This window comes from Arthrobacter rhizophilus (assembly GCF_026241105.1).
Taxonomy (GTDB): Bacteria; Actinomycetota; Actinomycetes; order Actinomycetales; family Micrococcaceae; genus Arthrobacter.
In genome coordinates this window covers 92,888-112,289 of record NZ_JAPFFT010000016.1, presented here as the reverse complement: position 1 = coordinate 112,289, position 19,402 = coordinate 92,888, and the positions used below count along the sequence as shown (strand labels likewise).

Below are 19,402 nucleotides of genomic sequence, written 5' to 3'. Positions count from 1 at the left end.
TCGTGAATTTCCTCCTGCGTCCATTCTCGGACACGAAACTCACACAAACACTGGACTCCTACTCGGGGACCCAACCACTCCTACCCGGGGACCCAACCATGGCCTCTTGTCGTGTGGGTTCGAAGAATTGCGAAGCCTTGTGGAGTTCTCGGAGCCTCTTCTGTAGACGGCGGGTTCGCTGTAGCGAAGCTACTCCACTAAGCAGTGAGGCGAGCCCTCCCGTCCCGATTAGAACGCCAACGAGAGCGAGGAGCTCATTCAATGATTCTCGTCCCTTCATGAGTGGACAACGGAAGTGACCTTCTGTGGGTGGCCCCGTGAGTTTCAGTAACTATGCGTGGTCAGGCATTCCCTCGGGGATCGGCCACGCGGGCTCGCTGAGCGGGCGCCGCAAGTCCGGTACCGTGACCCCGGCGGGGAGTGCTTCACCGAGGAGCGCGCACTCCAAGTTCCAACGCAACCACTTGAAGTACCACTGCGTCTCCAGCATTGCACGCGAGTACTCTTCGTTTGTCACATGATGCTGGCCCGCCGCCCGGAGGTTGTACGCAGCGTTTACCACCACTTGCACGGATTCCAGGCGGCTCTTCAATTCGAGGTCGTGAATATAAGGCAGAGCCCGCAACATATCGGCACGGGTCTCAAGGTCCAGCGCGCCAAGGAGTTGCAGAGCCTTGTCGTCTGAGCTGACTGGGCTATCCGTCAGGTTGGTGCGGGCAAGGTGTAGCGCGTCGCAGAGGCGTCGCTCCTTGGCCCACAGCACGTCTAGAAGAATCCCGACTGCGCGCGTTAGAAGCTCCCGGCGGTGCTGCGCCTCCTGCAACGCTAGGCGCTCACGATTCGCTTCATCCTGGCGCCGCCATTCTGCCCGCTGAGCCTTCAGGGCTTGGCGGGCCGCGGACTTTGTCGTCCTAGAAGCCGCGATCAGAGTGAAGAATCCGCCTACTGCGGCTCCCACAAGAGCAGCCAGCGCCGGCACCAAGACGCTTGCCCATTGGAATTCGACTGTCGCATCCATCTCTTAAGCATCCTCAAACGTGCACGCCTCCTCGTTCCTCGGAGCGGCGCCTCCGGTTGCCATGCTGGGTGTTACCCGCTTGCGCCGCCCGCGTAGTCGCTTACGAGTGGCAGGCTACTTCTGTTTCTTAACTTTCGGGCTCGCCGCGCTAGCCCGCGAGTTGGCTTTCAGAATTCGTGCAAGGTCCCGTGGTGCCAAGGCAGCCTGGCCCCTGTCAACCACCGTCGATCCGTACGAGCGTCGAGACGCACCCGCTGCATCGCCTGTGGCACCTGCTCGATAGACATTCGCACCAGGGTAGTTCTGCATGGTCATACTGTCTCCGACGCTGGATTGAGCCCTGCTTGGAAGTAATGCTTTCGTGCTACCCACTTGAAGCCTTCGTGCTTTGTGATCGTAGCAATCTCAATGGGGCCGCCGACCGTCGCCCCGCCGGGCGAGAATCGGACGTATTGAATCGTCGAATGCACTAGGAATTCCGCAAGATCGATGGCGTCCTGTATCGGCATTGCTGCCACGACCAGTTGAGTCTGCACCTGCTGCTGGATCGCGGCGGCCGTCTGCTGAGCCTGAGGCGCGGGAACGCCGAGGTTGGTCAATGCCACAGCGGTATCGAGGCTCACGCCCGTCAAGATGCGTGTGATGGCTTCAGGCTGGCCCCACCAGAACGCGCCTGTATCTCCCGCCAGCACCTCAACAGGCTTGCCAGCGCTCGGCCCGGTCGTACTGATGACGAAAACGCGAGGATCGTCGGAGTCGCTTGAGTATCCGCCGACGAGGTACCCGAGATCCGGCTTGTGCTCGTCGTCCGCCTGTTCATATAGCGGGACAAAATGATCATCGTGCAAGAACTTCGCCGCCCGCGAAGCTACCTCTTCAATTTCGTAGGCCTTCGGGTCGAGCACCCAGGGGTCGGAACCCATTCCATGGAATTTGTCGCGGAGGTCCTTGCTCAGCCTCGAGATCGACGCTGGGCCAATGTTGCCGAGGCCCCAGGTCATTGCACCGATGGGGAGCTTCTTATGGAGATTGAACACCTTGTTGGCGTTGTTGTAGATGTTCACGATGGCAGTCGAGCCGTCTGGTTGGGCCGCGGTGAGCGTCGTTGCACTGTCCGCAGCGAGTACGACTCCGTCGTGCACCTTTATGAGGAGGGCAATTGTCACAGCACAACAGTTGCACGAGCTGGGGCCTGTTAGTCAATTCTTCGGCTTCTATCTGGAAGACGGATTGAAAGTGCCCGTTAGCCGGTCGTCCATCGAACGTCCCGGCGCTGCCCTTCGGCCTTCTTCACATCCGCGTGTTTCCGCCCTTGCCGCTGGGCATATACCCTGCCCGAATTAATGCCCGGTGAAGCCGCCTTATTCGCTACAGTCCGAAGCCTGCTTATCGGCTACGCACGCTGCTCGACCGACGTCGGCGAAAGTGTTCCAGTCCCAAGGAACGGGACACTGGGGAATGGTTGTGTCAAGTATTTCAGGCCCCGGAAGGACCGTCCTACCGGGGCCATTCCAACCTGTCATAGCCCCCCCTATCTGGTGTTTTCCCCGTATGTCCTATTACCGGGCTATTCCGGCTCGTGAGAACCAGCCAAGGAGTTACGCCAATCATGAATTGGAAAGATAAAGCAAAGCAGGTGGGCGCTGCGGCGGCCATCATCACCACCCTTTCGACGGCACCGGGGCAGCAGCCCTCCAATACCGCCACTACTTGGGACCAGGCCAAGGCGTTGGCAAAGCGTGAAGAGGCTGAGAGGGCTTCCAGAATGCGCTCTGAAACGGGCGCCGCCGGCGCCCGGAAGGGCGGCTCCGGCCAGAAGTAAGGCAACCGGAAAGGGGCCGTACCCGCCATGGGTGCGGCCCCTTTTCCGTGCGGTTTTTCCGTATGTCCTGTTACCGGGCTATTCCGGCACGGCAGAAATCAGCAAGGAGCACCCCCAATCATGAAAAGTTCCTCAGCACATCGTTGGCCTGTTTGTCTGCAGACGGGCAAACAGCGCCTCCGCGAACGCAAAGATGTCCGATTGTCCCTGAACCATGCCCGGCAGCGGCGATCACTGGCCTCGACCAACGGGCTGGAATGCGGATGGCAGGTCATCCGCGGATACAAATGTGAACACTGCCGCGGATGGCATCTTACGAGCCAGACAAAGATATCCGAGGCGAACGGAGCTGGTCATCATGCCTAGCCGAAACGCCGTCAGGAAGAACACTGATCCCCTGGACTCCTTCTATCTACGGCGACTGCCGGAGAAAGCACAGGCGACGCTGCGTCGTTCGGTTCCACTTCGAACGAAGAATTCGCGTCCATATGCCCGCTTGCGGCAACACGCCGGCATCCCCGGCTGCGGCCAGCGCCCAGCGGTACCAGGGCCGTTTCCATTTAGCCTTGCGTCCACTTGACCCGTTAAGTGAGCTGACCGCTGAATCCGTCCGCTCCCACAACGTTGCACCCCGCCGCCCCAAAGCCCGTATTACCAACTACCCCCAAAAACCTCAGCAACGGAGACCAAATCATGAACACTCCCTTTTTTCTAAGAAGGCGCTTATCTTCCCGCCCACGGCCTGACGGAACCAATCTGACTCGACAGGGGTTGAGCGGGGCGGATCTGACTGATCCGACGTTCGTTGCCTCGCGTATTTCGCACCCGGACACGCTTACACCGAGCCCGTACTCATCGACGGCTCCGCTTCCGAATACAGACGAGAAACGGGCAGGATTTGAAAATGAGCTGATCCGGATCCTAGTTGAAGCCCACAAGCGGGGAACCCTGGATGAAGACTCATACGATTTCGCCGACGGAATAGTTTCTTCCTGGCTAGGGTCTTGGCTTCAACAGCTTCAGGCCGAGAATGATGGGCGGCGGCAGGCGGCGGCAGGACTGATTGCCACGCATCTGGACTACCAGACGCAGTTGATGATGAGGCTTGAACAGACCGAACGCGAGCTTGGACAACTCGTCGCACTCAATTCGGACCATGTAGCCAAGCTACAGGGCGAGTTCTATCCCGATCCCTCCGTGCCGGACGAGGAAAAGACGGTTCCCATTGGGAAGTCCGCGCCGCGTCCGGTTCCAATTCAACTTTCAGGACTCGGATTGAAAGAACAGGATGCGGGGCCTGCATCCCCAACTGCGGGCGAGACAGATCGTGGGCAGATTTAGCCGCGCGTATCGGAACCCTTTCTCGGGCATCAGTGGCAACTGTCCTCCCCTCTCGTTATTATGGATCCAATCACTGCTGTACGTTAGGAAGTACTCTATCCTGCAGCAGCTGATGGGGAGCAGCGGGCAGTTGCAACGTCAAGGCGGGCAGTTCGTACCGCTCTGATCGCGGTGGCGGCGATGTCGTCCACATGATTGATTTGCGGAGGAGAATCTCGAAATGGTTAGTCGAGGCAAAGTCGCAAGCCGGAGAATTGCAGACAGCATTCACAGCGCCGTGCTGACGGGTGAACTGGCTCCTGGCCAGCGGATCCGTCAGGAAGAGATAGCGGAGCAATTTGGCGCTAGTCGCTTGCCTGTGCGCGAAGCTTTGCGGATCTTGGAGTCCGAGGGGCTCGTCACGCTCAAGGCAAACTCAGGGGCCTGGGTTTCGAAACTGAACCTGGAAGAATGCGTGGAGATCTATAAGATCCGGGAGTGCATCGAACCGTTGCTACTGGCGGAGAGCATACCGAACCTCACCGACGAAACCGTTTCACGGCTAGAGACGTTAATGCACTCCATCGAGGCCGACGACGACATCGAAAAATTCCTTAGGCTCGACCGCGAGTTCCACCTGCTTACATATGAGGGTGCGAGCATGCCGTCCATGCACAGCATGGTTGTCAGATTCTGGAACACCACCCAGCAATATCGCCGCGCCTTTACTGGGTTGATGGGGCGTGAACGGCGGTGGATCATCGAGAGCGAACACAGATTGCTGGTCGAAGCGATCTGGCGGCGCGACGTCGAAGAAGCGCAGCGGGTTCTGCTTGGCCACATCCGGAGGACCCGGTTGGAGCTCGCAAACCACCCGCATATCTTCAGCTCCCCATGAGCGGAAGATGATGCTCGGCCGCTTCCGTCATGATCCGCTACTAGGCCCACCTTCGGCTTCTCGGCATGCGTCACGAGAATGGATGTTATCCACTCGGGGCCAAGGAGCTGGCACTTGTCCATGACGACCTACTCGAATGCGCGTCCTGATGCGCCCGGCCCAAGGCAGGGCTCCTTCTTGAGAAACCATCGGTGAGCCTAGCTATCCGGGTTGGCGAGGAACCCATTTCGCTCCCCGGCGTAGCGGAAGCCATACTCAGTTGCAGGCGTCCGGGAACGTAACAACTGGTGATGCGGATCTCCTCTCGGACGACAAAAAAACCGGCGCCTCCAGGCCATTCGCCCCGCAAACCCGCCAACCGCCGTCAATTCCCATCTTCGAGTAATGGATCCATGGTCTCTCATATGGCGCCCAAAGGTACCCTTGAGCAAGCACATTTGTCGCTTTTGGAGCTTTAATTGGATCCAATGGTTGGGCTAGTCTAGATGCAAGTGACCGGAATCACGTCGCACAGCAGCGACATCAATCTGAGGACATACCAATGACCCGCCAAACACCGCTGACCCCCAATGTTGACTGGGTCGAGCTGAGCACTACTGACCAAGACTGGAAAAAGGCAGACCCTGCTCTCCTGAAAACCATGCTCGTCCAAATGCAGATCATCCGCTCCTTCGAGGAATCCGTACTCGAACTTGCAGCAGAAGGCCTCGTCCACGGCCCCGCGCACTCCAGCATCGGACAGGAAGGCGGGGCAGTAGGGTCCATTGTGAACCTGCGCACGACAGACGGCGTTAACGGCTCCCACCGAGGGCATCACCAATTTCTTGCCAAAGGCTTGGCTCACCTGGCCCGCGGCAACGGCGGTCGCATCGACCCCGTCAACCCCGTTTCCCCGGACGTACAGGCGTATCTGCAACGGACGCTCGCGGAAATTCTCGGCCTCGACCAGGGCTTCAGCCACGGCCGCGGCGGCTCCATGCATTTGCAATGGATGGAGGCCGGCGCGTTGGGCACCAACGCCATCGTCGGGGGCGGTGTCCCATTGGCAGCCGGTAACGCCTGGGCGCAACAGCATTCCGCCACAGCCGACGCAGGGACCGACGTCACCGTTTCCTACTTCGGCGATGGTGCAACCAACATTGGATCCGTCCTGGAAACCATGAACCTGGCGGCCGCCTGGAAGCTGCCCCTTTGTTTCTTTATTGAAAACAACCTCTATGCCGTTTCCACCCACGTCTCCGAGGTGACGGGTGAACCGCGCCTCTCGGGCCGCGGCCCCGGTTTCGGAATCCGATCCTGGCGGGTCGACGGCATGGATCCACTCGCGGTGCACCTGGCCATGGAACAGGCCACCGAGCACATGCGAAGCGGCGGTGGCCCGGCAGTCATCGAAGCGGAGGTCTACCGCTACTTCCACCAGAACGGGCCTTTTCCCGGCAGCGCCTTCGGTTACCGCAGCAAAGAAGAAGAGAAGGCATGGCGTGAGCGTGACCCGATTCTCCGGGTTGCCAGTGAGCTGAAGAAACTCGGCCACCTGGACGAGAAAGTTATCGCTGAGATGACGGACCGGATCAAGGCCGCATGCAGCCTCGCTGTAGCCGAGCTCACGGAACAGGATCCTGAGGGCAAGGCCGGCAAACGCCGTATCCGCCCGGCCCTGTGGCCGGACCCGTCTTTCGTCGACGTGGGTATCCGCGGGGACCTCACAGAACTGGATTCCGTCAGGACGGAAGAGGAGTCATCCTTCTCGGGAACCTTGAAGCACGGAAAATTCATCGATGCCGTCGCTGACGTCATGCAGGCCCGCATGGATGCGGACAAGTCCATCGTCGTCATGGGCGAAGACGTCCACCGGCTCAAGGGTGGAACGAACGGTGCCACCCGCGGACTAAAAGACGCGCACCCTGAGCGCGTCCTGGGCACGCCCATCAGCGAAAACGCCTTTGCCGGCCTGGCAGGCGGCATGGCCATGGACGGCCGCTTCACTTCCGTCATTGAATTCATGTACGCCGATTTCATGTGGGTTGCCGGGGACCAAATCTTCAACCAAATAGCCAAGGCGCGGCACATGTTCGGCGGCACCGGCGAAATGCCCCTAGTCCTCCGGTCCAAAGTCGCCATGGGCACCGGTTACGGCTCACAACACTCCATGGACCCGGCCGGCATGTTCGCCACCTCGCCCGGATGGCGGATTGTCGCGCCCTCGACACCATTCGACTACGTCGGACTGATGAACGCCGCACTGACACTGAAGGACCCCGTCGTCGTTATCGAGCACGTTGACCTGTACACGAGCACGGGCCAGTTGCCCGTCGACGACTTCGACTACCAGATCCCTTTCGGCAAAGCCGCCATTCGCCGCACTGGCAATGACCTCACTGTCCTCACCTACGGTGCCATGACCTTGCCGTCCCTGGAAGCGGTCAATGAAGCCGGAGTCGACGCTGACGTCGTTGATCTGCGCTGGCTTGACCGCGCCAGCATCGACTGGGATGCCATCGGGGAGAGCATCAAGAAAACCAACAATGTCCTCATTGTCGAGCAGGGCGCCCTAGGCACCTCTTATGGGGGCTGGCTCAGCGATGAAATCCAGCGCCGGTACTTTGACTACCTCGACCAGCCAATCCAGAGGGTCACCGGCGGGGAAGCCTCTCCCAGCATCTCCAAGGTCCTGGAACGTGCAGCGTTCGCCGGGAAGCCCGAAGTCTCAGCAGCGCTGCAGTCCATGAAAGACGGCCAGGGCCTCTAGGTCCGGCGTCCAAGACATAACTGGGAGATAAGAAATGCCCGCATTGATGAACATGCCCGAAGTTATGGCGAATGCCATGGAAGCGACGCTGTCCACGTGGCTCAAAAAGGAAGGGGACACAGTAGCCGCCGGCGACGCGATAGCCGAAGTTGAAACCGAAAAAGCCACAATCGAAATCGAGGCCGAAGCCGACGGGGTCATAGCCAGGCTGCTCGTAGGTGAAGGGACCAGCGTCGACGTCGGCACCCCGATCCTCATCATCCAAGGATCCGGCGAAACCGACGCACAGGTTGCCTCGCTCCTTGAAAGCGTCGGGACGGATGCAGGCACCGCTGCGGCAACCCCCGGATTAGCCGTCCCGGCCGAGACCACACCCGCAGAGTCCGTGGAAACCAACACCCCCGTCGTGGAAGCCCCCGGCAGTCGCGAACGCGCCGACGCCCCGCCCTCGGTGCTCGCCCCCGTTCACACCAGCAGCGACCACAACGGCCGCATCTTCAGCTCCCCCTTGGCCCGCCGAATGGCCCAGGAGAACCAGTTGGATGTAAGCGTCCTCACCGGTACCGGCCCGGGCGGGAGGATCATCCGCCGCGACGTAGAGCAAGCAATCACCGCCCAATCCCGGCAACCCCAGACCCCGGCTGCCCCGGGCGTCGCCATGCCGTCATCCACGCAGCAGGCGGAGCCCCAAGCAACGCCGGCTCCGCCCGTGCAGCAGGCCACAGCTGCCGGAACATCCAGCATCCCGCACACAAAAATGCGCCGCGCCATTGCACGGCGCCTGACCGAATCCAAGAGCACGGTGCCGCATTTCTACTTGACGGCAGACGTCCGGATGGATGATCTCATGACACTGCGCAAGCAGATCAATGAGTCTTCAAGCCGGAAAATCACCGTCAACGATCTCGTCGTCAAGGCAGGGGGGCTTGCCCTTCGCGACGTCCCGCAGGCCAACGTAGTCTGGACCGATGAAGCGCAGCTTCAATTCAGTTCCGCGGACATTTCGGTAGCCATCGCCGTCGATGGAGGGCTGCTCACACCCGTGGTGAGGAACGTCGATTCCAGTTCACTTAGCAGCGTCAGCGTCACCATCGGGGACTTCGTCGAGCGGGCGAAGACCGGCAAGATCCGCCAGGACGAACTCACGGGCGGCAGCTTCTCCGTCACCAATCTTGGCATGTTCGGAACCAAGCAGTTCTCGGCCATATTGAACCCACCGCAGTCAGCGATCCTGGCCGTTGGTGCCGCCGAGCCCCGGGCAGTCGTCACGGACGGGAAACTTGCAGTCGCGACCATGATGACCTGCACCCTGTCCGCCGACCACCGGGTCATTGACGGTGCAGTAGCCGCCCAATGGATGAATGCCTTCAAGACCTGCATGGAAAATCCGCTGGCCATCCTTATTTGATCCGGCACCGCCCGGAGAAGCAGCAGCACATACGCTGCGCCCCCGCTGTTCGGTCCGAGCCGGAAAGGAAGTTGCGTGCCTGGTCGTCGGCTTGACCCACGCCGAGGACCAACAAAAAGCAGCCGGCGGCGTCGATGCCGCCAGCTATTGACACCTCTGATCACGAAAAGTTTTTTAAGGAGACCTTGATATGACGACGTCCACAGTCCTCTCTCCCGCACGGGAGGCGTCCCTGCTCGCGTCCGTGCCCACCGGCCTGCTCATCAATGGTGAGTGGCGGGACGCGTCCGACGGCGGTACGTTCGAGGTGCATGATCCCGCTACGGGCGAGGTTCTCGCCACCCTCGCCTCGGCTACCAGCGGGGACGCGGTTGCCGCCCTCGACGCGGCCGACGCCGTGCAGGCGTCGTGGGCGCGGACCGCGCCGAGGGTGCGGGCCGAGATCCTGCGCCGCGCCTTTGACCTGGTGACCGCCCGGGCGGAGGACTTCGCCCTGCTCATGACCCTGGAAATGGGCAAACCGCTGGCCGAAGCCCGCGGCGAGGTCGCCTACGGGGCCGAGTTCCTGCGCTGGTTCTCCGAAGAAACAGTCCGCGACTACGGCCGCTACCTCACCACCCCCGAAGGCAAAAACAAGATCCTCGTCCAGCACAAACCCGTCGGCCCCTGCCTGCTCATCACCCCCTGGAACTTCCCGCTGGCCATGGCCACCCGCAAAGTAGCCCCCGCCATCGCAGCCGGCTGCACCATGGTCCTCAAACCCGCCAAACTCACACCCCTCACGGCTCAGTACTTCGCCCAGACCATGCTCGACGCCGGCCTGCCCGCCGGGGTCCTCAACGTCGTCGCCTCCTCGTCAGCGTCTGGCATCTCCGGACCGCTCTTGAAGGACTCCCGGTTGCGGAAGGTCTCCTTCACCGGCTCCACCCCGGTCGGCAAACGCCTCATGGCGGACGCCGCCCAGAACGTCCTGCGGACCTCCATGGAACTCGGCGGCAACGCACCCTTCATCGTCTTCGAGGACGCAGACCTGGACAAGGCCGTCGAAGGTGCCATGGCCGCCAAAATGCGGAACATGGGCGAAGCCTGCACTGCCGCGAACCGGTTCCTGGTCCAGAAATCCGTTGCAGCAGAGTTCACGGCCAAGTTCGCTGCAGCCATGGGTGCCCTGGCCACCGGCCGGGGCACCGACCCCGACACGCAGGTGGGCCCACTGATCGACGCCGGGGCCCGCGACGACGTGCACGCCCTGGTGGCCGCGGCGGTCGACGCTGGAGCCACCGCGCTCACCGGCGGCGCACCCGTGGACGGCCCCGGCTACTTCTACCAGCCCACCGTTCTGGGAAACGTACCGAACGACGCCGCGATCCTGGGCGAGGAAATCTTCGGGCCGGTCGCACCCGTCACCACCTTCGCTACGGAGGAAGACGCCATCCGCCTGGCCAACGCCTCCGAATACGGCCTCGCTTCCTACGTGTACAGCCGCGACTTCAACCGGCTCCTGCGCGTGGCCGAACAAATCGAATTCGGCATGGTCGGCTTCAACGCCGGCGTCATTTCCAACGCGGCAGCGCCCTTCGGCGGCGTCAAGCAGTCCGGCCTTGGCCGCGAAGGCGGCTCTGAAGGCATCGCCGAATACACCACCACCCAGTACATCAGCATCGCAGACCCCTACGCAGATTAACCGCCCTGAATCCGGGTCGCCGCGCAGGCAAATGTGGCGGCCCGAGACTCCCTTTCACACGGCACCCGACCGGTCGTGGTCAGAAGCTGTCAGAGTTCGTCTGCGCAACACGTCAAAAGGCCGTCAAGGGATCAGAAGTGCCACATGCTCATCGAGAACTTTAAGGAGACCATGGAGTTTCTAACTACTGCTGTCATCTCGATTCCAGAACACATTGACCGAGATAGTCTGGATGCGCTTGTCCGGGCCGAACGCGCCCGATCCAAAGAACTTGCCGGTTCAGGCGAACTGCTGCGAGCGTGGCGAACACCAGGTTACTGGGGCAACTGGTGCCTCTGGCGTGAACCCAATGTTGCCGCGCTCGTTACCGCTCTGGACTCGCTCCCACTCTCCCAATTCATGGAGATAACAATCCACAGCCTCGAACCCCACCCGGGTGATCCTGGCCCGACCTCAAGGTTAGACGCTCATTAGAGCATGCCGCGAGGCCGGACGACTTCCTTGCCCTGAGGTCTGCATGGACCAGACTGCTGATGTCAGGAGACGACGCTTCGCCCTTGGCACGGATTTTGGAATCATGGCCCGAATGGATGGTCCGCATGTCCAATGTGTACGTGGTTGCTTGGGAGAAGAAGTCTAAAGATGAGTGGGAATTTTATGACGATCTAAGCCAGCCCATTGATTTGCTTACAGAGCACGTTATTGGCTGGCCCCGAGCGGGAGCCAAAGAACGACAACGCATCCTAGCCCTCTTGGAAGAACAAACACGATTGATGAAGGGGCTCGATGTGGATGCCCGCGAAGCTTGGACTATCAGACCGGATAGCAAGTCAATAACATTCTGGGAACGGGCCCGTGAGTGGCTGACTGTTTGGCCAGCACTTACCGCCTATACCGTGCAATGGTCAATATGGTTGGGCCCCCGTTAGCAGTCCAGCGTTTATGCGATAGCTAATTGGTTTTCTTGCGTCCAGTTCTCCCAGTAGCGTTTCGGCGTCATGCCGTTCAGGGATCCGTGGGGCCGTTCATGATTGTAGATAGCTTTCCATTCCTCCGCCAAATACTTCGCTTCGGCCATGGTGTCCATGATTTCTCCGGAGAGTTGTTCCCTTCTGAATTGGGCGTTGAAGGATTCGATGAAGCCGTTCTGCCAGGGTGATCCCGGGTCGATGAATGCGGTGTCGACGCCGGCGGTGTTGCACCAGTCGATCAGCGCCCGGGCGGTGAATTCCGGGCCGTTGTCGCACCTGACGTAGGTCGGGACGCTGCCGGTTTCGGCGATGATGTTCTCCAGCACCGCGACCACGTCCGCGGCCTTGAAGGACCGGCGCGGGATGATGGCCAGGGCGGTGCGGGTGTATTCGTCGATGACGTTGAAGAACCTGATGTGCCGCCCGCAGGAGGTCACATCGGACTGGAAGTCGAAGCTGACCACATGCATTGGATACTGCGCCGTGAGGCGCTTCTGCTCCCCGGCGCCGGGCCCGGTGCGGCGCTTCTTCCGCGCCCTGGGTTTACAGACCAGGCCCTCGACGCGCCAGAGCCGGCGGATCCGCTTCCGGTTCAGCGCCACGCCGTCCCACTCCGGCTGGGCCAGCAGGTGCCAACGGGCCTTCCGCCAGCCCCAGGAGGGGTGTTTCGCGGCGATGGCGCGCAAAGCTGCGCGGAGCTGCATTTCCTCGAAGCCCATGTCGGGCTTCTTCTTACGGAACGCTGACCGGTTCTGCCCGATGAGCTTGCACGCGAAGCGTTCGGACGCCCCGAACTTCTCCACCGCCATGCGCACGGCACGGCGGCGGGGTTCGGGGCTCAGAATTTTCCCTTCGCCACCTCGTTGAGGATGTCGATGGCCAGTTCTTTCTCGGCCAGCAGCCGCTTGAGCCGTGCATTCTCCTTCTCAAGCTCCCTGGTCCGTTTGGACGCCTCGGCGTTCTTCTCGGACCCGTACTGGTTCAGCCACCGGTACCAGGTCGCCTCGGTGACCTGGAGCTCCTTGATGACCTCGACCATCGGGCGCCCGTCGTTGAGCATTTTCTGGCCCTGCCGGACTTTGGCGATGACCTGTTCGGGGGTGTGTCTGCGTGCCATGATTCGTGAATTTCCTCCTGTGTCCATTCTCGGACACGAAACTCACACAAACACTGGACTTCTACCCGGGGACCCAACCAGTAGGTCTGCGCTGCATCGCCACCCCAGCTTCTACGTGCAGATTGGAGTCTGACCAGTTGTCTACCAAACACAAGTTGTTAACCCCAAGGACCGTGCGGGGACGGCTGTACCTTCTCGCGGCCTCGGTGGGCGCCGAGTTGGCACTGCAGTCGCTGCTTTCCTGGGTCACAGCAGGTTGGATACGGACGCCGTCACCATCTAGCGTTGCGATGTTCAGCATCACGTTCCTCATCTTCGTCCTTGGCCTCAAACCTGGAGTTCCTTGGTTCCCACGGAGAAACAGGCAGGACTAAACGGGCGTCGACCGCTTCCTGGATGAAACGCGCCGGGCACAATGCCTTGACGCTGGGAGCCCGCACCCTCGCGTCGTATGCTTCAGGAGTCCTAGGCTTTCGATCCCTACCCCGGAGCAGGCAAATGCAGATACCCAAACCGTCCGACGCCGACAAGGACCGTTTCCGCGCGGTCCTGCCAGACAACCCGGATGTGGTCGTCAAGCCGATGTTCGGCAACCTGGGTGCCTTCGTGAACGGCAACATGTTTGCCGGGCTGTTCGGCCCGATGATCGGCGTCAGGCTTTCCGACGCCGACAAGGCGTCCATCGAGGCTGACAACGAGACCCTTCCGTTCGGCCCGGAAGGCCGCGCTATGGGCGGCTACGTCGGCCTGCCCGTAGCTTGGAGCGGCGACGAAGAGCAAACGGCGGATTGGGTCGAGAAGGCTTTCACATACGTTGCAACTCTTCCGCCGAAAGCTGCGAAACCGCGCTCGTCGAAGAAGTGATCGACACGGCCCGTCACTTGGTTGGCGTGGATGCTGATTACGTTGCGGGGTTTGTCGCGGGGCGGTGAGCCACTAGCAAGTGTGGTCTTCAATGAGCCCGCTCGCCGCGATCTCACGGAGGGCATAAATTCCGCGGGCTGCGGCGTCCTTGTCGCCGAAAGGGGCGGAGACGGCAAGCTCTTTCCCGAACTGGTCAACCAGCCTGACCCTGCAGGTGCCTCCGTTGTCAGTGAACACTTCGAAGTGTCCGGCCATCAGAGAAGTTCTCCCCGCCGGCGTCCGGGAACGAGCTTCGGCATTCCCCGCGCTCCGGCGGCTGGGCTACCGCCGAATGGCTGATGATTTCCTGCTTCGCGCCGACGCTCTAGTTCGCCCGTGACGAGGTCCAGCAACACCTGGGCCGGTTCAGAGAGCTTGTGAGCTGAGTCCGAATGGGAAATTTCATCGCAGTGAAGAAGCACACCGCGGATGCGTTCCAGTTCGCGCGAAGGCACAGATGGCCACCGCCGAAACAGTTCTTGAACCGCGCTTGGCCTGGGTAGGCAGCCACGCCAAAGTTCGCTGGAGGAGCCTCGTGTCCAACTTGCACCTCGTAGTGCCGCGCGAACGTCGGGGTGGCCAACCTTTTGACCACGGAGATGGGTGTGACTGGGTTGAATCGATACCATGACTGACCTACTCGTGCGAAATCGAGAACGCCAGCTGCATGACCCCCTTACCAGCATAAGTGACCCACGTCATATCAACCAATTTTGGCTAAGGCGCAATTTATGACGGGATTCAGCCCACAGCGCCTACCCAATTTGTGAGTCGGGTTGTGTGGCGGGCGGAGCAGCCGACGACGGCGAACTCCCCTTCAGGGACGACCTCGCCGAATGCTTGGCGACGGTGTCGAGGCCCGGTTCGCCTAGCGTGTGCAGCGCGGAGCCATGTTCGCGATGTCATCGATTGTCGGCGGGCTGGGTGTGGATGCTGCGTGTCTGGCGGGGCGGTGAGTGTCTGAGGACAAATACACCTAGATCAAGCGCCGGGTACACACAGATTGGGCCCTTGTGACACCTAGTTCAGCCTTTTCAGCACTCATTTTGAGGTTTCGTCCACCTAGTTGCCGATCTGGGCCATAGCCTTTCTCGCACGGAGATAGCAAGACTCGCTGCCGAGTGCGGGCGGATTGGGGACAAGACATGGTGATATCTGAGGCCCGGCTTGCGCGTGATTCCAAAGGCTTGATCTGGGGAATTGTCGGCGCATCCACAATCGTCATTGTCATCTCTGCCCAAGTCGGGGGCATCCTACTGCCGGGGCTCCTGATCGCCGCCGGCATCGCGGCTCTGGCCTGGCTGATCCTTCGAATGACCGTCTCCGTCGCCGTCACGGAGGAGAATATCGTCCTACGTTGTAAGCCCTTCTATTCAACAGCAATTCCGCTCTCAGACCTTTCAGTAGTAACCAGAGCCCCGGATACGTCCCTTTCTGAGGGCTATGGCCTCCGCATCTTGAGTAAGAACACCCGAGGTCTGCTGGTGGGAGGGCCTGCGGTCGCCTTGGAAACAGCCAGCCGCCGATGGATCATCTCCGCAGCCGATCCCGAAGGGGCTGTGGTAAGAATCCGGGTTCAAACAACAAATAAGTCAACGACATCACTATCCGAATAAGAACAAATGGGGGAATCATGAAGAAAGTACGCAGCACTCGCTAGGGAAGAAGTAGGCGGGAACCGCCATGGCCTGCAAACGAGGCGGCGCCCTGCCTCCCCCGAGACGTTTCCGATGCGGACCTGCCGTGTAGCTGAGGCCTTAACGCTACGATCTATCTGACCAGGCACCTCGAATGCGGCACCAAATGGGCCGCGTTATTTGGGGGCACGATGTTGGAACTCAGGCGCATCTATTGGACACGGTGGGCGCTCCGCCTCGTTATGTTCGGCACAGTCATATGGCTCTTTGCCGCCGGCATCCTTGCTGTCCCGCACTCTGTCCGTAGCCAGCGACCCGGCTCGCTTATCGACATCCTGCGACCAAGGTTCGACGCGGCCCTTGCCGCGGTCGCAGTGCCTGGCCTGATCTTCGTCGCCCTGGTTGTGGTTTCCGCCGTCATTCGCGGCAGCGATGTCCGCCGCCGCGACCCTCTACGTCGCTTCACGCGGCAGCAACGCCGGGAAGGCATGGCACGAGCCGACGGGCAGTGCGAAATGGAGGCCGGCCTTCACCGGCGGTGTTCGCGCCGTGCTGAACACGGCGATCATTTCTATCCCTGGTCAAAGGGTGGCGCAACTTCACTGCAGAATTTCGTTGCCGCGTGCAGCCGATGCAACCACGCGAAAGGCGTCCGGATCCCGTCGCCGGGCATACAGAAGAGACTTGGACGGCGGCGGCTTGAGTATTTCGGCGCCCAGGAACTCGTGCGCGTGGGCGAACGCAGGGAAGTGAGTCCGCCCATTCAAACCATTCGGCCCTGAGAGGCCGACCCCGAGCCAGACGTGACACGCAGAAACCGATCGACGAACTGGATGGTGCTTGGATCTCTGCAGCGATCCATCACCAGGCGGTCATGTGGCCGGTCTGCCGGGATTGACGGCCATGCTCGTCCGGAGTCGGCGCGGCGGGCGTGGACGCGGAGCATATTGCGGCGTGGGTGGCGGGGCGATTAGGTGCTGACGACGGTTAGCTGTGCAGTGCGCTCCTACTGCGACCCTTTGCGCGGACGGCAGCCGTAATCTTCAACACCGCCTCGGTCAAGCAGGGCGCAGACCTCCACCTAGAAGCAAGCAACTCTCCACCTATTTTACCGATGTCACACCTAGATCGGCCCCATTTCAGCCCCAAAACACACCTAGACGTGATCGAGTCCACACCTAGATGGCATTCGTGGCCGTATTTTCCTTTTAGGACGGAGCCGTCAGTATTTCAACGGCTGACTGATCCGTCCCAACCAAGAAATAAGTCAACCTAACCCTTTGGGGGGATTATGAACTGGCAACAATTTAACTGCATCCTGGGATTCCTTGGACACATCATCACGACAGGTGCGCTGATCGCGGCCGCATTTACCGGTGGCGCAACACTCGTCATTGCTGGGATCTCATACACACTTAGCGGCCTGTCGTTGGCCTTGGGATGTGGGTAACCGATCCATGAAAGTTCTAACCCTGTCTGCGGCCGTCATTTTCTTGATCGTTGCCATCATTGCGTTCTCTAGCAACCAGATCATGGGGATCCTATCCCTAGCCGCGGCGGGGGCAAGTCTCGCGACGTGGTTCGTCTACAAGAAGCAAGCAAAGTAAGTCTGTACTGCGTCTCTATGTGGCTGTGTCTGGAGCCGACCAAGGTCGGCTCCAGACACGGCTAACTAATTGAGCCACAGACACAGCCAACCAACGAGGGCACATGGCACTGGTAAAAGTTAGGGAGCTGTCAAAGCACTACGGCTCAGTTACGGGAATTGAAGGAATCCAATTCAATATCGACGCAGGAGAATCGATGGCCATAGTGGGGCCCAACGGATCCGGCAAGACGACTCTGGTCCGGTGTTTGCTCGGCTTGGTCGAAGCGAGCGAAGGGATCGTGCATATTGCCGGGAACTCGTATCAGCCTGGCGACCCGACCCGGATCGGCTACTTGCCAGAGGATCGAGGGCATTTCCAGCGTGATCGGGTGATTGACGTCCTGCGGCTTTTCGGCACTTTGCGGGGTCTCGACTCTAGAGCGGCCGATGGCCAGGCTCACGAATACCTTGAAGAGATGGGGTTGGGATCGCTGGCCTTCAGGCCGATCCAGGCCCTATCGAACGGCCAGCAGCAAAAGGTTCATCTGGGAATCACCTTCATGGGGGATCCTGACCTTTTGGTGCTGGATGAGCCCACGCGAGGGTTTGATCCGGTCAACAAAGCCTTCTTTAACAAGTATGTGGCAGAACGCACTAGCCGAGGGGTGACACTGATCCTGGTCACTCACCAGATGCAGGAGGTCGACGACCTGACTGAGCGCATCCTCTTCCTAGACGATGGAGCTCAGCATTACTTGGGAACGGTCCACGACGCCAAAAGAGATCTCGGGGAGATCCGAACGGAATTCACATTTCTGGGAGACCTTCCATCCCTCATAAATGACTGGCCATTAGAGCTCCAGGGAAGAGGGCGTGCTGCCCTGATTCACAGGGATGGTGAGGACCGGATGCCGGAGCGTCTGCTCTCGGATTTGATGAACGCCGGGGTCCGGGTGACTGGATTTCAGACTCGATCCTCAACCCTGGATGAAGTGTTTGTACACACGTATGGAGAATCGATGCAAGCGGAGGATGAGATCAGCAGATGACAGGCCCAAACCGACAGCTTGTTGCTTTTGACGTCAGGCGCCATCTGAGAAGGAAGAGTTTCTGGATTGCGTCACTAATGGTGCCGGCATTCATGATTCTCTTGGCCTTTCTAGTGCAGTCCAGCGAAAGTGCCATCCGGAAGAGTTCGGACGTATCTGGGCTGACAACGTTTGCGTTTCACTACCTCGACCACTCCGGCTTGATCGACGCTGATCTGGCCAGACGGGCTGGTGGAAGTCTCGCTACGGACGTGGACAAAGCTAAAGAAGACGTGAAGACTGGCAAAATACGGACACTGATCGTATACCCAAGCGACGTGGCTCGCAGCAAGATTCAAATTTTTGAAAACAATGTGGGCCTTGTCGCGGATCAAAAGTCAACAGCTCTTGCCCGACAACTTCTGCAGATGTCGGTCGCAAGAACTGTCGACTCGCCCCAGATTCTGAAATCGCTAACTGCCAGTGTCGAAGTAGACAGAGCCGGTTATCGAAACGGAGTTCCGGATCTGGGGTTGGCCGCCGTAGCGGTTCCGATGTTGTTCTTGTTTCTGTACTTCACCATGACGATCTTCCTTGGCAACCAAATAATCGGAGGTTTTGCCGAGGAACGCGAACAGAAGATACGCGAGGTGCTGTTCGTCGATGTGACCGCGTCCAGCGTCTTTCTTGCAAGGATGGTCGCAACCACTGTGTTGGGAGCCCTTCAACTTGCCATCATGGTCATTCCGATCGTAGTCGCCTACTTTGCCATCGGACCCAGTCTTGGACTGCCACTCCCGGCATTTAGCACTTGGGTCCTTGACAGTTCAAAGATGCTTGTGGGTTTCGGGACGCTACTGCTCGGAGTCGCCATGATGATCGCGGTTCATGCGGCTGTTGGCGCGAAAATCAAGAGCGTGCGTGAAGGATCAGCATTCGCAACCCTGTTTATTATTGCGATGTTCTCGCCGAGCTACATTCTGGGCGTGATCTCGGAGAATCCCGGATCGATCGCAGTTCAGACAATGACTTATTTCCCACTCACTGCACCCAGCACATTGCTCTTCCGGAATGCACTCGGAAACATCAGCTTGGTGGAACTCGTCATCAGCACAACGATCGTCGTGATAACCACCGTGGTCACCACTTTGGCTGCAGTCCGCGTGTACAGGGGCGGGCAAGCTCTGCCGCGCAAGGCGCCAAAGTCTTGATCGCAAAGAACAACGGGCATCAGTAACCCGAATCGAGTCTACGACCCA

At 59.9% G+C, this 19,402-nt stretch carries 18 protein-coding genes; 14 read left to right on the top strand and 4 right to left on the bottom strand.

All coding sequences use genetic code 11. The features are described 5' to 3' along the window. Positions 1-331 precede the first annotated feature (331 nt). Both OOZ51_RS14415 and OOZ51_RS14410 read right to left on the bottom strand, forming a co-directional pair. The gene (locus tag OOZ51_RS14415; protein ID WP_265980408.1) at positions 332-1,018 is read right to left on the bottom strand and encodes a hypothetical protein; all 687 of its coding nucleotides are present in this window, start codon (positions 1,016-1,018) and stop codon (positions 332-334) included. 311 nt (positions 1,019-1,329) lie between these two features. Continuing rightward, complete coding sequence (locus tag OOZ51_RS14410; protein WP_265980407.1) at positions 1,330-2,184, bottom strand: Ntn hydrolase family protein; 855 nt, start codon at positions 2,182-2,184, stop codon at positions 1,330-1,332. Between the two features lie 443 nt (positions 2,185-2,627). Between OOZ51_RS14410 and OOZ51_RS14405 the strand changes: the two genes are divergently transcribed. The 8 genes from OOZ51_RS14405 (at position 2,628) to OOZ51_RS14370 (ending at position 11,828) form a co-directional block, all read left to right on the top strand. Further along, positions 2,628-2,840: a hypothetical protein gene (locus OOZ51_RS14405; RefSeq protein WP_265980406.1), complete on the top strand. Its 213-nt coding sequence runs from the start codon at positions 2,628-2,630 to the stop codon at positions 2,838-2,840. A 693-nt stretch (positions 2,841-3,533) separates the two neighbouring features. Beyond that, entirely contained in the window at positions 3,534-4,181 is a 648-nt protein-coding gene (locus tag OOZ51_RS14400) for a hypothetical protein (RefSeq protein ID WP_265980404.1), read from the top strand. Positions 4,182-4,401: 220 nt separating this feature from the next. Next, a complete protein-coding gene (locus OOZ51_RS14395; protein ID WP_265980403.1) occupies positions 4,402-5,058 on the top strand; it encodes a GntR family transcriptional regulator in 657 nt (218 codons plus the stop codon). A gap of 541 nt (positions 5,059-5,599) precedes the next feature. Then, positions 5,600-7,807: an alpha-ketoacid dehydrogenase subunit alpha/beta gene (locus OOZ51_RS14390; protein WP_265980402.1), complete on the top strand. Its 2,208-nt coding sequence runs from the start codon at positions 5,600-5,602 to the stop codon at positions 7,805-7,807. 34 nt (positions 7,808-7,841) lie between these two features. Then, complete coding sequence (locus OOZ51_RS14385) at positions 7,842-9,215, top strand: dihydrolipoamide acetyltransferase family protein (protein ID WP_265980400.1); 1,374 nt, start codon at positions 7,842-7,844, stop codon at positions 9,213-9,215. Positions 9,216-9,405: 190 nt separating this feature from the next. Continuing rightward, positions 9,406-10,899, top strand: a complete 1,494-nt coding sequence (locus tag OOZ51_RS14380) for an NAD-dependent succinate-semialdehyde dehydrogenase (protein ID WP_265980399.1) — start codon at positions 9,406-9,408, stop codon at positions 10,897-10,899. Between the two features lie 144 nt (positions 10,900-11,043). Continuing rightward, positions 11,044-11,373, top strand: a complete 330-nt coding sequence (locus OOZ51_RS14375; protein ID WP_265980398.1) for a muconolactone Delta-isomerase — start codon at positions 11,044-11,046, stop codon at positions 11,371-11,373. Between the two features lie 125 nt (positions 11,374-11,498). After that, positions 11,499-11,828, top strand: a complete 330-nt coding sequence (locus OOZ51_RS14370) for a hypothetical protein (protein ID WP_265980397.1) — start codon at positions 11,499-11,501, stop codon at positions 11,826-11,828. An 11-nt stretch (positions 11,829-11,839) separates the two neighbouring features. On the opposite strand, the gene OOZ51_RS14365 is transcribed toward OOZ51_RS14370, so the two are convergent. Next, a protein-coding gene (locus tag OOZ51_RS14365; protein ID WP_265980395.1) for an IS3 family transposase occupies positions 11,840-12,987 on the bottom strand; the annotation gives its coding sequence in 2 pieces (ribosomal slippage) (positions 11,840-12,714 and positions 12,714-12,987; 1,149 coding nt in all). Positions 12,988-13,485: 498 nt separating this feature from the next. On the opposite strand from OOZ51_RS14365, the gene OOZ51_RS14360 reads away from it, so the two are divergent. After that, positions 13,486-13,851 carry a TfoX/Sxy family protein gene (locus tag OOZ51_RS14360; RefSeq protein ID WP_265980393.1) on the top strand — a complete coding sequence of 122 codons (366 nt, stop codon included), beginning with the start codon at positions 13,486-13,488 and terminating at the stop codon, positions 13,849-13,851. Between the two features lie 72 nt (positions 13,852-13,923). Here OOZ51_RS14360 and OOZ51_RS14355 read toward each other — a convergent pair whose 3' ends face one another. After that, positions 13,924-14,106 carry a YegP family protein gene (locus OOZ51_RS14355; protein WP_265980392.1) on the bottom strand — a complete coding sequence of 61 codons (183 nt, stop codon included), beginning with the start codon at positions 14,104-14,106 and terminating at the stop codon, positions 13,924-13,926. A 929-nt stretch (positions 14,107-15,035) separates the two neighbouring features. Between OOZ51_RS14355 and OOZ51_RS14350 the strand changes: the two genes are divergently transcribed. From OOZ51_RS14350 to OOZ51_RS14330, 5 genes are all read left to right on the top strand, one after another. Continuing rightward, positions 15,036-15,506: a hypothetical protein gene (locus OOZ51_RS14350; RefSeq protein WP_265980391.1), complete on the top strand. Its 471-nt coding sequence runs from the start codon at positions 15,036-15,038 to the stop codon at positions 15,504-15,506. A gap of 212 nt (positions 15,507-15,718) precedes the next feature. After that, a complete protein-coding gene (locus OOZ51_RS14345; RefSeq protein ID WP_265980390.1) occupies positions 15,719-16,309 on the top strand; it encodes an HNH endonuclease in 591 nt (196 codons plus the stop codon). A gap of 675 nt (positions 16,310-16,984) precedes the next feature. Then, complete coding sequence (locus tag OOZ51_RS14340) at positions 16,985-17,134, top strand: hypothetical protein (protein ID WP_265980389.1); 150 nt, start codon at positions 16,985-16,987, stop codon at positions 17,132-17,134. Positions 17,135-17,237: 103 nt separating this feature from the next. Further along, on the top strand, positions 17,238-18,164 hold the full coding sequence (locus OOZ51_RS14335; RefSeq protein WP_265980388.1) for an ABC transporter ATP-binding protein: 927 nt from the start codon (positions 17,238-17,240) through the stop codon (positions 18,162-18,164). After that, positions 18,161-19,354: an ABC transporter permease gene (locus tag OOZ51_RS14330; protein WP_265980387.1), complete on the top strand. Its 1,194-nt coding sequence runs from the start codon at positions 18,161-18,163 to the stop codon at positions 19,352-19,354. The genes OOZ51_RS14335 and OOZ51_RS14330 overlap by 4 nt, the downstream gene beginning before the upstream one ends. Positions 19,355-19,402 lie beyond the last annotated feature (48 nt).

Bases quoted from the DNA above. Each gene is read 5' to 3' on its own strand.
- OOZ51_RS14415 (WP_265980408.1), bottom strand. From the start codon at position 1,018: ATGGATGCGACAGTCGAATTCCAATGGGCAAGCGTCTTGGTGCCGGCG.
- OOZ51_RS14405 (WP_265980406.1), top strand. From the start codon at position 2,628: ATGAATTGGAAAGATAAAGCAAAGCAGGTGGGCGCTGCGGCGGCCATC.
- OOZ51_RS14400 (WP_265980404.1), top strand. From the start codon at position 3,534: ATGAACACTCCCTTTTTTCTAAGAAGGCGCTTATCTTCCCGCCCACGG.
- OOZ51_RS14395 (WP_265980403.1), top strand. From the start codon at position 4,402: ATGGTTAGTCGAGGCAAAGTCGCAAGCCGGAGAATTGCAGACAGCATT.
- OOZ51_RS14390 (WP_265980402.1), top strand. From the start codon at position 5,600: ATGACCCGCCAAACACCGCTGACCCCCAATGTTGACTGGGTCGAGCTG.
- OOZ51_RS14385 (WP_265980400.1), top strand. From the start codon at position 7,842: ATGCCCGCATTGATGAACATGCCCGAAGTTATGGCGAATGCCATGGAA.
- OOZ51_RS14380 (WP_265980399.1), top strand. From the start codon at position 9,406: ATGACGACGTCCACAGTCCTCTCTCCCGCACGGGAGGCGTCCCTGCTC.
- OOZ51_RS14375 (WP_265980398.1), top strand. From the start codon at position 11,044: ATGCTCATCGAGAACTTTAAGGAGACCATGGAGTTTCTAACTACTGCT.
- OOZ51_RS14370 (WP_265980397.1), top strand. From the start codon at position 11,499: ATGTCCAATGTGTACGTGGTTGCTTGGGAGAAGAAGTCTAAAGATGAG.
- OOZ51_RS14360 (WP_265980393.1), top strand. From the start codon at position 13,486: ATGCAGATACCCAAACCGTCCGACGCCGACAAGGACCGTTTCCGCGCG.
- OOZ51_RS14355 (WP_265980392.1), bottom strand. From the start codon at position 14,106: ATGGCCGGACACTTCGAAGTGTTCACTGACAACGGAGGCACCTGCAGG.
- OOZ51_RS14350 (WP_265980391.1), top strand. From the start codon at position 15,036: ATGGTGATATCTGAGGCCCGGCTTGCGCGTGATTCCAAAGGCTTGATC.
- OOZ51_RS14345 (WP_265980390.1), top strand. From the start codon at position 15,719: ATGTTGGAACTCAGGCGCATCTATTGGACACGGTGGGCGCTCCGCCTC.
- OOZ51_RS14340 (WP_265980389.1), top strand. From the start codon at position 16,985: ATGAAAGTTCTAACCCTGTCTGCGGCCGTCATTTTCTTGATCGTTGCC.
- OOZ51_RS14335 (WP_265980388.1), top strand. From the start codon at position 17,238: ATGGCACTGGTAAAAGTTAGGGAGCTGTCAAAGCACTACGGCTCAGTT.
- OOZ51_RS14330 (WP_265980387.1), top strand. From the start codon at position 18,161: ATGACAGGCCCAAACCGACAGCTTGTTGCTTTTGACGTCAGGCGCCAT.